General features: G+C 44.5%; 12 protein-coding genes. 6 read left to right on the top strand and 6 right to left on the bottom strand.

Annotated elements, in window-relative coordinates:
- Positions 1 to 152: 152 nt before the first annotated feature.
- Positions 153 to 1817, top strand: a complete 1665-nt coding sequence (gene asnB / locus JKJ11_RS03515) for an asparagine synthase B (RefSeq protein WP_006071905.1) — start codon at positions 153 to 155, stop codon at positions 1815 to 1817.
- Between the two features lie 71 nt (positions 1818 to 1888).
- Here asnB and JKJ11_RS03510 read toward each other — a convergent pair whose 3' ends face one another.
- Positions 1889 to 3073 (bottom strand): NnrS family protein, encoded by a 1185-nt coding sequence (locus tag JKJ11_RS03510; protein ID WP_198557390.1) that lies wholly within the window; start codon positions 3071 to 3073, stop codon positions 1889 to 1891.
- A gap of 256 nt (positions 3074 to 3329) precedes the next feature.
- Between JKJ11_RS03510 and JKJ11_RS03505 the strand changes: the two genes are divergently transcribed.
- Together JKJ11_RS03505 and JKJ11_RS03500 are read left to right on the top strand one after the other, a co-directional pair.
- Positions 3330 to 3641: a PTS fructose transporter subunit IIB gene (locus JKJ11_RS03505; protein WP_038225448.1), complete on the top strand. Its 312-nt coding sequence runs from the start codon at positions 3330 to 3332 to the stop codon at positions 3639 to 3641.
- 2 nt (positions 3642 to 3643) lie between these two features.
- Positions 3644 to 4438 (top strand): PTS sugar transporter subunit IIA, encoded by a 795-nt coding sequence (locus JKJ11_RS03500; protein ID WP_038222491.1) that lies wholly within the window; start codon positions 3644 to 3646, stop codon positions 4436 to 4438.
- On the opposite strand, the gene JKJ11_RS03495 is transcribed toward JKJ11_RS03500, so the two are convergent.
- A complete protein-coding gene (locus tag JKJ11_RS03495; protein ID WP_006071913.1) occupies positions 4433 to 5263 on the bottom strand; it encodes a helix-turn-helix transcriptional regulator in 831 nt (276 codons plus the stop codon). The two genes, JKJ11_RS03500 and JKJ11_RS03495, sit on opposite strands and share 6 nt — an antisense overlap.
- A 430-nt stretch (positions 5264 to 5693) precedes the next feature.
- On the opposite strand from JKJ11_RS03495, the gene JKJ11_RS03490 reads away from it, so the two are divergent.
- Both JKJ11_RS03490 and JKJ11_RS03485 read left to right on the top strand, forming a co-directional pair.
- Positions 5694 to 7586: a PTS fructose transporter subunit IIABC gene (locus JKJ11_RS03490; RefSeq protein ID WP_038225452.1), complete on the top strand. Its 1893-nt coding sequence runs from the start codon at positions 5694 to 5696 to the stop codon at positions 7584 to 7586.
- Between the two features lie 229 nt (positions 7587 to 7815).
- Positions 7816 to 8817, top strand: a complete 1002-nt coding sequence (locus tag JKJ11_RS03485) for a substrate-binding domain-containing protein (protein WP_006071916.1) — start codon at positions 7816 to 7818, stop codon at positions 8815 to 8817.
- Between the two features lie 65 nt (positions 8818 to 8882).
- Here the strand turns inward: JKJ11_RS03485 and JKJ11_RS03480 are convergent, their stop codons facing one another.
- On the bottom strand, positions 8883 to 10268 hold the full coding sequence (locus JKJ11_RS03480) for an MFS transporter (protein WP_252038747.1): 1386 nt from the start codon (positions 10266 to 10268) through the stop codon (positions 8883 to 8885).
- 69 nt (positions 10269 to 10337) lie between these two features.
- Complete coding sequence (locus JKJ11_RS03475; protein ID WP_171389014.1) at positions 10338 to 11408, bottom strand: cellulase family glycosylhydrolase; 1071 nt, start codon at positions 11406 to 11408, stop codon at positions 10338 to 10340.
- Between the two features lie 218 nt (positions 11409 to 11626).
- On the opposite strand from JKJ11_RS03475, the gene JKJ11_RS03470 reads away from it, so the two are divergent.
- Complete coding sequence (locus tag JKJ11_RS03470; protein ID WP_252038746.1) at positions 11627 to 12643, top strand: LacI family DNA-binding transcriptional regulator; 1017 nt, start codon at positions 11627 to 11629, stop codon at positions 12641 to 12643.
- 52 nt (positions 12644 to 12695) lie between these two features.
- Here JKJ11_RS03470 and galM read toward each other — a convergent pair whose 3' ends face one another.
- Together galM and galK are read right to left on the bottom strand one after the other, a co-directional pair.
- Positions 12696 to 13769, bottom strand: coding sequence for a galactose-1-epimerase (gene galM / locus JKJ11_RS03465; RefSeq protein ID WP_252038745.1), 1074 nt, complete (start codon positions 13767 to 13769; stop codon positions 12696 to 12698).
- The gene (gene galK / locus JKJ11_RS03460) at positions 13766 to 14923 is read right to left on the bottom strand and encodes a galactokinase (RefSeq protein WP_062457044.1); all 1158 of its coding nucleotides are present in this window, start codon (positions 14921 to 14923) and stop codon (positions 13766 to 13768) included. The genes galM and galK overlap by 4 nt, the downstream gene beginning before the upstream one ends.
- Positions 14924 to 14978 lie beyond the last annotated feature (55 nt).

The following is a 14978-nucleotide window of genomic DNA, read 5'->3' as shown; positions in this document are numbered from 1 at the left end:
TCTAAATGCCATATACCAAAAAGGCCATTCAATTAAAAAATATTTAATCAAACCTCACTTTTATCATCTTTTTCGTTCATCACGGTTGCTTTTTTTTGAGCAGATGGCAAATTGAACTCAACAGCGTTAAATTTCATCTAAAAGGAAGTTGTATGTGTTCAGTATTTGGCATTTTAGACATAAAAAGTGATGCAGCCGCTCTACGTCCAGTCGCGTTAGAGATGTCTAAAAAGCTTCGTCATCGTGGACCAGATTGGTCTGGTATCTATGCTTCAGACAAAGCAATTCTTGCGCATGAGCGCCTGGCTATCGTTGGCCTTAATAGTGGTGCTCAACCACTTTACAGCCAAGATAAAAAACACATCCTTGCTGTTAATGGTGAAATCTACAACCACAAAGAAATTCGTGCTCGCTATGAAGGCAAATATGAGTTCCAAACTGACTCAGATTGTGAAGTCATTCTAGCGCTATACCAAGACATGGGTGCAGACCTACTAGAAGAGCTAAACGGCATTTTCGCTTTCGTCCTTTATGATGAAGAGAAAGATGAGTATCTTGTTGGCCGTGACCATATTGGTATCATCCCGCTTTACCAGGGCTATGACGAACACGGTAACTACTATGTTGCGTCAGAAATGAAAGCGCTAGTTCCTGTTTGTAAGACTATTAGCGAATTTCCTCCAGGCAGTTACTATGGCTCTAAAGATGCAGAGCCGCAGCGTTACTATATTCGTGACTGGAACGAATACGCAGCAGTGCAAGGCAATAGTACAAGCAAAGAAGAGCTGACTGAAGCACTAGAAGCAGCGGTTAAACGTCAACTAATGACAGATGTACCTTATGGCGTACTACTTTCTGGTGGTCTTGACTCTTCTATCACTTCTGCTGTCGCAAAACGTTTCGCAGCAATGCGTATTGAAGACGATGAAAAGTCAGCGGCATGGTGGCCTCAACTTCACTCATTTGCAGTTGGCCTCGAAGGCGCTCCAGATCTCAAAGCCGCTCGTGAAGTGGCTGACCAAATCGGTACCGTTCACCACGAGATGACCTATACCATTCAAGAAGGTTTGGATGCGATTCGCGATGTTATCTACCACATCGAAACGTATGACGTCACCACAATCCGTGCTTCAACGCCTATGTTCCTAATGGGACGTAAGATCAAAGCAATGGGTATTAAAATGGTTCTTTCTGGTGAAGGGGCAGACGAGATCTTTGGTGGCTACCTGTATTTCCACAAAGCGCCAAACGCAAAAGAGTTCCACGAAGAAACAGTTCGTAAACTGCTTGCATTGAACATGTTTGACTGCGCACGTGCCAACAAATCACTTGCAGCATGGGGCGTTGAAGGCCGTGTACCTTTCTTAGATAAAGAGTTTATCGATGTAGCAATGCGCTTAAACCCTGAAGACAAAATGTGTGGCAACGGTAAGATGGAAAAACACATCCTGCGTGAGTGTTTTGAACACTACCTTCCAGAGTCAATCGCATGGCGTCAAAAAGAGCAGTTCTCTGACGGTGTAGGTTACAGCTGGATTGATACACTAAAAGAAGTGGCTGAAGCGAAAGTGACTGACCAACAAATGGAAACCGCAGCATTCCGCTTCCCATACAACACGCCAACAACAAAAGAAGGTTACGCATACCGTGAAATCTTCGAAGAGCTGTTCCCACTCGAATCTGCGGCCCAATGTGTTCCAGGTGGCCCGTCGGTAGCGTGCTCTTCTGCAAAAGCACTTGAATGGGATGAATCTTTCCAGAACTGTGTTGATCCTTCAGGTCGAGCTGTTCAAGCAGTTCACAACGACTCTTACTAAGTGTCAAAGTTAACCTAATCCAAAAAAACCAGCCTCACGGCTGGTTTTTTTATTTGAACACTAAATTGACGTTAGCCCGGGTGACCATCCACTCTTGGAGTAACTAGCATTTTGCCAAAGTGGTATACATACATACCGAACGCAAAGGCCCAAAGCCCCGCACTAATATCAATCATCAGGAACATGTGCTGTGGCCACACGGCCACACCAATACTACGAATGACTGCTGCAACAATAATAGCGACAAATGCCCATGTCATATTAGGGCCCTTATAGATAGCACGACCGGTATGCCCCATCGTCACGCGACTGATCATAGATAAAACTACGCCACCTAACGCGCCTACCGCAAACAAGTGCAGCATAGCGTGTGATGCAAAAGCATCGCTTAGCATTCCTCGGTACAACAGGCTTAATGGCAGACATAAATAAGTCAGCATTAATGACCAAACTAAAGGTTCAGAAAGCGTCAGCCAAGGCTTCCAACGCAACCAACGCACTAATTGAAACAGCCCTGCAATCAACATAAGCGGTTTACCCAGCACAGCAAATGATAACGGGAAGAAACTCAACACAAATAACCCCATCAGAGGCAGCGTCGCTAGCCACTCCAGCCAAACTAATGGCTGGGGTTTATCAAACTGGAATCGGCGCGAAGAGAAAAACGGAATCACTCTACCGCCCATTACTGAGATCAGGATAGTGAACCACCAGATCATCGCGCCCCATACCGCACTTGAACTAAATGGAGGCATTCCTTTAACAGTGGCATAACTGGCAAAGTTGGCAAAAATAGCTAACAAAAACAAAGGCACAAAAAACAAGTTCTTCCAGCCTTTTGACTGGTAAACCCTAAAACCCACTTCGTATGCGGCTAGCAGGATGAACAACGACTCAATACTAGACGTCAACCACAACGGTACTGGTGTCCAAAACAAAACACGTGTTAGCCCCCACAGTGTAACGAGCAATAATAGGCGATAATGCTTAGTTCCGTTAACTCCGGTCCATGTCTGCACTGCTGTTAGGACAAAACCGACCACGATTGCCATCGCAAAACCGAATATCATTTCATGGGCATGCCACCATAACGCGGGGACTTGCAACGCTTCGGGCTGACCTTTTTGGAACATGATGACCCAGGCCACCACCGCAAAGATGGCATAAACGCTTCCGAGTAAGAAAAAAGGACGAAAACCAAGACGAAGCCAAGCTGGTATCTTCTCTTCAACCTTTTTATCAGTAATATTTAGCATAACGACTCACTTAAAATGACATACATTTGTGTAAGTGCACAAATCATACCAAGTAACAAAGGCCCCATATTTCGGGCACCACGAGTCCAAATCACTTAAAATAAAGTCAAATGGACACAGCTAAAATACAAGTCATTATGACTCATATAGGTTCAATTTAAATCATCCAGAATTTGATCTCTTTGCTATACGAATCAATGACAAATTAGTACTCTAACGCTCACTTTATTCTGGTTGATAATATAGAGAATAGACAATGAAAATGGTTGCGGTCACGGCTTGCCCAACTGGTATTGCTCATACGTATATGGCAGCTGACGCTATTCGAAAAGCGGCTCAAAAAGAAAATATAGGCATCAAAGTAGAGACTCAAGGTGCAATGGGTATTGAAGGACAACTGAGCACCCAAGATATCGCTAATGCCGATCTTGTCCTCATTGCTTCCGATATTGAAGTTGAGCACCGAGCTCGATTTACGGGTAGTAAAATACACTGCGTCACAATCGAAGAGGTTCTGACTGATGTTGATTCGGTTATACAGCGTTGCATGGGGCTTGTTAGAGGTTAACCTTGATAGAACGTAGAATCACCTTTGTCCTACCGGAAGACGGGTTTTCTGGATGGAAAATCAATCGATTAAAAACACTGAGTAACATGTTTCGCTCAGTGGTGATTCTGCGTAATTTAACCTGCTGGGATAGTGCTAATATAGAGCATCCACTGCGTATTCTTTCACTAGCAGGCAAACAAGATGACCTTTGCCAGCTGCACATTGAAGGCTCAGATGCTGAGCTTGCTTGTATGGTCTTGATGGACTTTATTGCTGAACACTTTATGTTGGTGAATACGGCTCATCGCTCCAATAAACACGCCAATCTATCGTTATTGAGAGGATTAAGCACCTTCCGGTTACCATTTGAAATCGACTACCATTTTGCTCGTGATAGCAGCAACGATAAAACCGCCATTCTTGAGCAAGTCGCTAATCTGACAGCCCAAGTTAACTCCGCAGAGATGACACAGAACTTACTGAAACGAGAACAGTATTCGTCAACTGCAACGGGTAAAATGATCGCATTACCACACATACTCACTAGTGACGTAGATAAAGCATCGCTGACCGTCATTAAGTGTGAGAACCCTGTCGATTGGCAAGCACCTAAACTAGGACCCGTTACTCTGGTTATTGCCCTAATACTCCCCTCTCCTCCGGAGCGCTCGCTATTAGTGAGTTTTACTCATCTCACCAAATCGCTATTGGATGAGGAGTTTTGTCAACTGCTGACCTCCAGTAGAGAGCCTGAAGCAATAAAAGCGATATTGATTCATCAGCTGGTCAAAGGTCAACGGGCAAATGCCTTATAATACCTGCCGGTACTCGCTTGGCGTTTGCCCTGTTCTTGACTTAAATACTCTAAAAAAGTAATTCACATCTTGATAGCCACAGCGTGTTGCCACTTCCTGCAGCTTAAAGTCGTATTTTTTCAGCATAAACTTCGCGCGTTCCATTCTCACCCATGTGATGTAGTCCGCTAAAGTCATGTGCCCTTGCTGGCGGAACAGTCTCGATAGGTGATTAGGACTAATATGAAATCTCTTCGCAATACTACTGCGAGTAATAGTGCGGTGGAAATTCTCCTGAATGTAAATACAGATACCCTGGTACAGGTCGCCACTTCGTAAGTTATCCGATGGTTCTGACACCATAGACTGGCTATAGGAAAGTAACGCCATGAGCAAGTGCTCATCCATTGGGGACTTCTTCGGCTCTCTTGCTATCGCATTGAGCGCCTCGAGAATATGGTCAATGGCATGACCCGTACGTGTTTGCACACTGTGTTTTTGGATATCGTAAAACCCAGTTTCACCCTGTCTCTTACTCACCAAGCTAAAGCCTAGTTGGCGCTTCCCAAACAGCAAACTTAATACTGAGCAGTCCCCTTGCCAATTTGGTTTGTTCCAGCAGTTCGGAGGAATGTACAACGCATCACCCGATAATACCTTGATTGAGGATATACCCTGTTCAGGATCTTCAAGTTCATTCTCATACTCTCCACTAATTACCAACTCAAGCCTTGGGAAATTAACTTGATAGCTAAACGGTGGTGGCGTGAGCTGATCGGCAGCAAACCAGATTCGGTTGAAATGCTCCCTTTCGGCAATTAACGTTTCAATTAAATTGTGGAACATTGGCGAATTTCTCCAGCGACCAAATAGAAATATGAGCTCTTTTCGTGAGCTGCGTCATGCATTTCTGCGACATTCAGGAGGTTACAAAGCTCTAGCCAAGTCTAACATAATGATAATTACGACAATAATAACAACTAGAAACAAATAAATATGTAATTGATAAATAAAAAGTTTAACACTGTTCACTTACCAAAAATGGGTTATATAAAATATTGAGCCAGTTCACATTAAAATTCCATAGGTACAATAATCCAGTAAAAGCCTTTATGGTGCTCTAAAATTTCTTGCCAAAGCCACCGATAATTACCCTATCGAATGACTACATCACTTCTCAGCGAATCGGTCACCCCACTACCGGGATGTCAGTATGTTGTAAATGAGAAATCGTGTAGTCCAACCTCCACCTACAATGGTCAATAGGACAATCATTATGATTACGGATCTCATTAATGAAAAACTGATCTGCCTAAATCTAAAAGCAACGAGCAAGGACGAAGTATTCGCAGAAATGGCGCAGTTGCTCCATGCTCAAGGCAGAATTAGCGATAAAGCACAATTCCTAACCGATATCTATGCTCGTGAAGAAATTGGCAATACCGGATTTGAAGATGGTGTTGCGCTACCGCACGCGAAAAGTAAGGCGGTTGTTGAACCAGCCGTTGCGATTGGTGTGAGCCAATCTGGGATCGACTACGGCGCTGAAGATGGTCAACCGTCAAAACTCTTTTTCATGATCGCCTCTCCAGATGGCGGCTCTGATCATCATATTGAAGTGCTTGCTGAATTATCTTCCAAACTAATTGAAGATGGTTTTATTGAGAATTTCCTAAAGGCAGAAACAGAGCAGCAAGCGTTAGAGTTGCTGCTGGCTAAATCTGAAGCACCAGCTAATCAGCTGGAAGCAAACAAAGGCTTTCTTATCGGCGTAACAGGCTGCCCAACGGGCGTCGCACATACTTACCTTGCAGCAGAAGCATTAGAAAAAGGCGCAGCCGAGCTTGGTTATCAAATCAAGGTAGAAACAAATGGCTCAATCGGCGTGAAAAATTCACCAAGTGCTGATGAAATTGCTCGCGCTGATGCCATCATCGTCGCATCAGACAAGCAAGTGGATATGAATCGCTTTGCGGGTAAGAAATTGATCGAAACTGGCGTTAAAGCCCCTATCAGCGATGCAAAAGCTGTTATCAACCAAGCGCTTGAAGCGCCTGAATTTGTTGCTGATGCCAAAGCAGCCAAATCGGAAGACAATTCTTCGAAGCGTTCTGACTTATACCGTTACTTGATGAACGGCGTATCACACATGATCCCGTTTGTTGTAACTGGTGGTCTCTTGATTGCTTTGGCTCTTGCGGTGGGTGGTCAACCTAGCGAAGCTGGCATGGCTATCCCTGAAGGCAGCATGTGGCAGAAAGTACTTGATGTCGGTGTCGTCGCGTTCACTCTAATGATTCCTGTTCTATCCGGTTATATTGCTTACGCTATTGCCGACCGCCCTGGACTTGCCCCTGGCTTGATTGGTGGCTGGATTGCAAACAACGGTTCATTCTATGGTGCTGAGGCAGGTACAGGCTTTATCGGCGCTATCGTTGCTGGTCTACTTGTCGGTTACTTCGTCAAATGGGTTGTCACTCGTAACTATCACAAGTTTATTCAACCACTTGTGCCGATTATGATTGCACCTATTACTGGCTCTCTCTTCATCTCAGCACTGTTCATCTTCGTTATCGGCGCGCCAATTGCAAGCCTTATGGACAGCTTAAATGCGATGCTTATCAGCATGAGTACAGGTAGCGTTATTCTTCTCGGTATCGTACTTGGTGGTATGGCTGGCTTTGATATGGGTGGTCCATTCAACAAAGTAGCGTTCCTATTCTCTGTTGGCATGATTGCAAGTGGTCAAACTCAATTCATGGGTGCGATGGCATGTGCTATCCCAGTTGCGCCACTTGGTATGGGACTAGCGACTGTGTTAGGCCGTAAGTTCAACCTATTCGAAGAGTCTGAACTTGAAGCTGGTAAAGCTGCTGGCGCAATGGGTCTAGTTGGTATCTCTGAAGGTGCTATCCCATTTGCTGCACAAGACCCAATGTCAGTAATTCCTGCAAACGTCGTTGGTTCAATGGTTGCGGCAGTCATGGCGTTCTCATTCGGTATTACTAACAGCGTGGCACACGGTGGTCCAGTTGTGGCTCTACTTGGCGCAATGAACAAGCCTCTACTTGCTCTAGTTTGTATGGCAGCAGGTACGGTTGTGACAGCACTAGTTTGTATCAGCTTGAAGAAAATGCGTGCAGCAAAAGCAGAAATGGCTGTTGCATAACCCGAGCTCCTAAAGGTGCCCCCTGCGCCTATCTTTAAAGCCCCGACTCGGGGCTTTTTTTGTTCTAGAACGATATATAACTCCCTCAAAGTGCGAAACGTTTACATTGGCATCAAGTTCAATATCTACAAGGCGTTACACATCACAAAATGTCTAACTTTGTGAAACTTACATTGCGATATTTACACGATAGGAGTCTAATGAAGTCATATCGAATGAGAGGTTTCAAATGGCAACGATTAAAGACGTAGCAAAGGAAGCTGGCGTTTCAGTAGCAACGGTTTCCCGGGTAATCAACAAGTCCCCAAAAGCAAGCGCGGCATCAATTGAGTCCGTCACCAGCGCAATGAAAAAGTTAGGCTACCGCCCAAATGCAAACGCTAGAGCTTTAGTCAGTCAAAGTACCAATACTGTAGGTGTTTTGGTGAGTGATGTGTCTGACCCATTCTTTGGCACCATGGTGAAAGCCGTAGACAAAGTTGCACACCAACATGGAAAACATATCTTAGTGGGTAATGGCTATCACGATGCTGAAGAAGAGCGTAAAGCAATTGAACTGCTCATCAACAGCCGCTGTGATGCCTTGGTGATACATTCCAAAGCCTTGTCTGATGAAGAACTCATTCAATACGCTGAAGAAGTAAAAGGCTTGGTCTACATTAATCGCGACATCCCTCAACTCCCTGGTCGTTGTATCTCGCTAGATAACTATAAAGGAGCCTATATCGCGACCGAGCATCTCATTCGTAACGGACATACCAACATTGCTTGTGTAGCATCTTCACACAATATCGAAGACGTAGATCAGCGACTAGAAGGCTATCGAGATGCCCTTAAGGCCAATAATATAAAGCTGTCCGCCAGCTATATTGAATACGGCTCTCCAGACAGTGATGGCGGCGAAATCGCCATGACCAATCTACTAACGAAATCACTGCCAATTACTGCTGTGGTGGCTTACAACGATAATATGGCAGCGGGTTCTCTATCAGTGCTTGAAGAAAACCAATATGCCTTGCCAAATCAAATGTCCATTATCGGCTTTGATGATGGTTTGATTGCCAAATACCTTCACCCAAAACTCACCACGATCCGCTACCCAATTCAAATGATGGCCGAAAAAGCAGCGCAAATCGCTTTGGCATTATCAAAAAGTGAATCGGTTGAAACCGACCCAATGATTTACTCACCAACATTGGTACAGCGAGCATCTGTAGCTCGTAAGAACTAATTTGATTCCAATGCATAAACGAAAAAACACGGCTTTTGCCGTGTTTTTTATTGCTTATCAACTCGTTAGTTTGTTACTTGCTGTGCGTTAACCGTTTCAACATTAACACCTTCAGCAAACTCACCACGCTGTAATTTTTCACGAAGTATTGCATGCTGATCTTCCGTAAACGTGTATTTCGACATAATAAAGATTCGAATCAGCGCCCCCAGTGCAGGCAATAACGCAATACAGAAGAACATGCCATCAAGCGCTGTCTCAGTCTGCTCTGCATTAGGTACATACCCTATCGAAGCTAAAATAAGGCCTGTTAACCCACCAGCAACCGCTACAGATAATTTGCCAGTAAACGTTTGACCAGAGAAAGTAATCGCCGCTGTACGCTTACCACTGTGATAGTACGAATACTCTACGGTGTCAGCGATCATTGCTGAAACCAGGGGGTTAGTCATCATAAAGATAGCGGTAATCACGGCTAGCCATGACATCACAACCGTCGGGTTATCGTAACCGGTCATGTAGAAACCAACACGTGCAATAATTTCTAATACACATAGCGTGATAAAAATGTCACGTTTCTTAAAGCGCTTCGTTAACACTGGCGTCGCTAAGCAGGCAATCGCACTAACTAAAGTAATCGTACCGATCAGTGAGACTAGTCCAGCATCACCCATGTTGTAAGTGAAGAAGAAAATATACAGACCATTAACTAAGTTAAAGAACACATTCATAAAGAACGCAGCAAGAATAAAAAACAACGGTTTATTCTTGCGCACTGCTTGGAATGTCTGTTTAAGTGTAACCTTCTCACTCGCCGTAGAAATTCGTTCCTTGGTGTTATAGAAGCCATTCCACATGAACAGCAAACCAGCCACCATCAGGACAATAACTGCAGGTAAATAACCTTGGTCCGCGCGGCCGTCAGCAAAGTAAGCGCTCAGTTTAGGAAATAGCACCAGTGTTGCGCCAATACCTGCATTAACACCTAGCATTGCGCATGTTGCTGCTTTTGCACGCTCTTGTGGTTCATCTGTCATAACAGAAGACATCGACCAAAATGGAACATCCGAAATAGTGTATAACGTGCCCCAAAGAATATAGGTGATACCGGCGTACATTACTTTTGTAGATGTATCGGCATCTATATTGTAGAACGACGCAATAGTCACCAATACGATGAGTATTGGCGTAAACAACATATAGGGTCTGAATTTACCAAAGCGAGACTCTAAGGTATCCATGTATCCGGCGATGATAGGGTCATTCACCGCATCCCACACTCGAGCAATTAGAAATATGGTACTCGCCGCGATGGGAGAAATGCCCAAAATATCAGTATAAAAGTAGAGGATAAAGGAACCCACGAGACCAAAGCTAAAGCATTGGCCTACGCCATATCCAAAATAGGACATCAGTTCCTTATTCGAGAGTTTGTTTTGTAGGGTATTCATAATGTGTACTCATCCAGAATTATTATAGTAAAGCCAGTTGCTTCTTTAAGCCACTGGCGAACACTAGCCTCAGTCCAATGTTGCTAGCGATTGAATTAGGTGAACTTCCTTTGGGTCATAGGGGGTGCCATCATCATTAAGCAGATCATGGAACCAGCGTTGCGCATAGTTCTCATCACTACGCTTAATCTCAGGCCATGGTAAGTGTGTTTGTGTTTTGCCCTTAACTAGCCCCCATTGATAGCAACCGATTTGTTCCGCCTGAAACACTGGCAGCTGTTCAAGAAGATGTGACTCAGCGTGACGCGCTAACCATTCGGTACACATCATTGGTCGGTTATGTTGTTTAACGATTTCGACAGCTTGTTTGAACTGTTCAAGAGGCAAATAGGCATGGAAAGTGATGATGTCAGATAGCTCCATCGCTTTAAGGTCTGTTGGGTGTTCATAGAGAGGCAAAGATAGGTCAAGAATACTTGGAGCGTGCCAAGCACCAACCGTCAAAGGTTGTACGGGTTGTTCTTCACGCGCCCACTGGAATGCTTTTTCCATCAATTCATGACTATAACGCTCCATCTCTTCATCGAAAGCAAGCTCACCAGAGGTGGTAAAAATCATTCGGTTAGTTGGCTCGTTATATAAATCCCAAATAACGATGCGTTCATCGGTATTGTAAGTTGAGATAATGTCACGAATATACGCTTCAACCTCTCCCCATTGAGACTTGTCCATAACAACATTACGGCCTGGACTTGCTGCTGCTTGGCTATTGTGAAGCTCTGGTACAGGTAACTTCTGCTCGCCAAGATATGGATGGTCACCAGAGAAACCGCAATCATCCATTGGAGTCATCATTACTTTGATTTTGTTTCGCTCACAAATATCAAGGAAACGGTCAATTCTTTGATGTAAACCTTCACGATCGACTTGCCACACAATAAACGGCAGATTGGTCCTTAGCGTGTTATACCCCACGCTTGCCGCCCACTCGATCTCTTGCTCCATGACCTCAGGGTCAAAAGTGTTTGCCTGCCACATTTCCGTCCAGTTCACAGCAGTACGAGGTAAATAATTAAAGCCACGCAACCAACCATGGGTTTCTTGCCATTGCCACGCTTTCTCTTCAGACCATCTTTGCATCTTACTCACCTTGAATTAATAAGATTAATAACTTAACTAATAATATTAGCTAATATATTTATTAATAACTTCAATTAAAGACAAAGGCAATGAATACGTGTTATGCGTCACATCTACTAGAGGATCATTAAAGCATTCTGTGATCGTGATCTTTCTAAGATGCATTTAAGTAGGCAATTCGCTAATATATAGCTAATAAAAATATTGGCAGAGACAAGATGACGAAAAGTAAAAAGATCACTATGAGTGACATTGCTGCAGCAGCGGGCGTATCACAACCTACCGTGTCGTTAGTTCTCAATGGCTCTCAAACGGTAAAAATCTCAGAAGCAACGAAGCGCAAAGTTCTCGATACTGCGAAAGAATTGGGCTATCAAAGCAAGAAGGTCGCTCATGCGTTAGGAAGGTCGAAGAAAATTGCTATGGTCGTCAATGGGCTAACCAGTTACGATCCTTTCATAGACGCTGTCAATACGGCGAGAGAAGAAGCGTGGAACAACGACTATCTACTGATTACCTTTAGCTACAATCACGATGAAATACTCGCCAATAAAATAGAAACAGAGATCAATAACGGTGATTATGCGGGGCTTATTTATGCATCGAGCATGACACGTGAGCTTTCAACGCAAAGAGTACAAACTCACCTACCGACGGTTTTACTCAATTGCACCATAAGCGATCAGCAAAACACGCCATCCATCCTACCAGCAGATATGATCGGAGCTTATAAAGCCATCAAGCACTTAACGAATCAAGGCTACAGACGAATTGCTATGTTAGCTGGAGAGAGTTGGATGTATGCATCGACACAACGTATTGATGGCTACAGACAAGCGCTTATTGATGCGGATATTATTCCTAACGAGGATTACGTCTTAGAGGCCAACTGGTCCCTCAAAGAAGCTTACGAGCAAACAAATCGTTTACTGGATTTGGCTATTCCGCCCGAAGCTATATTTTGTAGTAGTGATTATATGGCGATGGGCTGTTACCAAGCGATTGCTGAACGTCAATTAAAAATCCCTAAAGACATTGCAGTTGTTGGTTATGACAACCAACAAATTGCCTCAGAGAGCTTCCCAGCACTTTCTTCTATTGAACTGCCTTACGCTGACATGGGTAGGCTGGCTGTAGATAATATCCTTGCACAAATCCAAGAACAGCCGTTGCTGTCGCAAATCCGAAAAGTTGAAGGCGAACTGATTGTTCGTGCCTCTTCCACTAAGGCATAAAAAAAGTGAGCAGCTGCTCACTTTTTACCAGACGAGTTACTTCACCAATACACTAAAACTTGAAACGGTAAGTGGTTTGATGTTGGTAGTTCTCTCCCGCTTCAAGTACACCATTACTGCTCCCCCATTCTGGGCGATTTGGCCCATCAGGGAAGAACTGGGTCTCAAGAGCTAAACCATCAAGCTTATCGTAAGTGCGGCTTAAGCCAGGTGTGCCATCAAGGAAATTACCCGAATAGAATTGTACTGCAGGCTTGGTGGTCTGGACTTCCATCAAGACATCTTGCTCAGGGGATTCCAATGTCGCCACCGCAGCGCAGCCATCAGTGAGCTTGGCGTCAAACACAAACGCATGATCGTAACCACCTGCTGTGATTTGGTCCTGCTCCGACAAAAAGTCTCGACCCACTTGCTTCAGCACTGTGAAGTCAAAGCTGGTTCCCTCTACCGGTTTTAGCTCACCAAGAGGGATCAAATCCTCTCTAGTAGGTAGATAGGCATCAGCACACATTTGCAGTTTATGATCCGTGCTCTTCGCCGTGCTAGATTCGCCAGCTAGGTTGAAATACGCATGATTGGTCAAGTTCATCGGCGTTGTCTTATCACAAGACGCCTGATAAGTAATCATCAACGCATTATCGTCAGTTAGCTGGTATTCAACTTGAACCTTAGCCGTACCAGGGAAACCTTGATCACCATCTTCCGACTGTAACGACATAACAAGAGTTGATTCAGTGTGCGAGTCGATACTCCAACGACGCTTATCAAAACCCTCTACACCCCCATGCAAAGCGTTTTCGCCATTATTACAAGTGACTTGATACGACGTGCCACCTATCTCGAATTGCCCTTTATCAATTCGATTGGCGTATCTCCCCACCACTGAACCAAAATAAGCCCCTTGCCTCATGTGCTCAGCCATATTTGGCGAACGTAACAACACTTCACGTTGTTCCCCTGGCAAGGGGAGCGAGCAACTCAGCCACGTTGCTCCGATATCCATAAAAGAAGCCGTCATACCAGATGCATTTTTAAGGTGGATCACCTTTGCAGGCAGTCCATCAAATGACGCTGATTGGGTCATAGCGTCTTCAATCGTACTAAAATGCTCGCTTGTGGTGATCATTGTGAGACAACTCCTGCGCCATCTTTTGCTTGGCAGACATAAATCGACTCTTTCAAACCTGTAGCCGCTTCATATTGCTCTGCAATAGCCGTCGTAACTGCTTCTACAAGCGTTGGTGGGATAAGAGAAACCACACAACCACCAAAACCACCGCCAGTCATACGCACACCACCTTGGTCGCCGATTACCGCTTTAACGATATCAACAATGGTGTCTATCTCTTTCACTGTGATTTCAAAATCATCGCGCATCGATGCATGAGACTGTGCCATTAGCTCACCCATACGCTTCATATCACCAGTACTTAGTGCTTTTGCCGCCTCAACCGTACGATCGTTTTCAGTAATAACGTGACGAGCACGTTTAGCGACCATCTCATCCAACTCAGAGACACGATCATTAAATTGCTCAATAGTGACATCACGCAACGCTTTCACACCAAAAATGCGAGCTGCTTCTTCACATTGCTCACGACGAGTGTTGTATTCACTGTCTACTAAGCCACGCTTTTTGTTGGAGTTAATAATCACAACCGCCATATCTTCTGGCATTGAGACTGCTTGAGTCTCTAAGCTACGACAGTCAATCAACAATGCGTGATTTTCTTTGCCTTCAGCAGAAATAAGTTGATCCATGATGCCGCAATTACAGCCCACAAATTCATTCTCTGCTTGCTGGCCGTTAAGTGCGACTTCAGCTTGCGTGATCTCTAAGTTATAAAGCGTTTTAAATGTTTGACCGATAACCACTTCTAGTGCCGCAGAAGAGCTCAGACCTGCGCCTTGCGGTACATTGCCAGACACAGAAATGTCCGCGCCACCAATTTGATAACCGCGAGCCATTAAGAACTTAACCACACCGCGAATGTAGTTCGCCCACATCTTGTCTTGTTGGAAAGTAATCTCTTTAGTGATATCAAATTCGTCAGTAGCATCCTGGTAATCCACAGACACAACACGGACGAGATTATCGTCACGCTTAGCGGCCGCAACTACCGTTTGATAGTTAATGGCACACGGTAGGACAAAACCGTCATTATAGTCGGTATGCTCACCAATCAGATTTACACGACCAGGAGCTTGGATAACGTGTGTCGGCTTGTAGCCCAGTACGTTTTCAAAAGAGTTCGCTACGTTTTGGATTAGGTCTTTCATGTTTTCGTCTCTCAATACCTGATGTTGGTTTGCGTACCAACTAATGCGTTCGGTA

Source organism: Vibrio sp. SCSIO 43133 (genome assembly GCF_023716845.1).
Lineage (GTDB): Bacteria > Pseudomonadota > Gammaproteobacteria > Enterobacterales > Vibrionaceae > Vibrio > Vibrio mediterranei.
The sequence above is the reverse complement of the archived record's forward strand: the minus strand, read 5'-3'. Positions and strand labels throughout refer to the sequence as shown.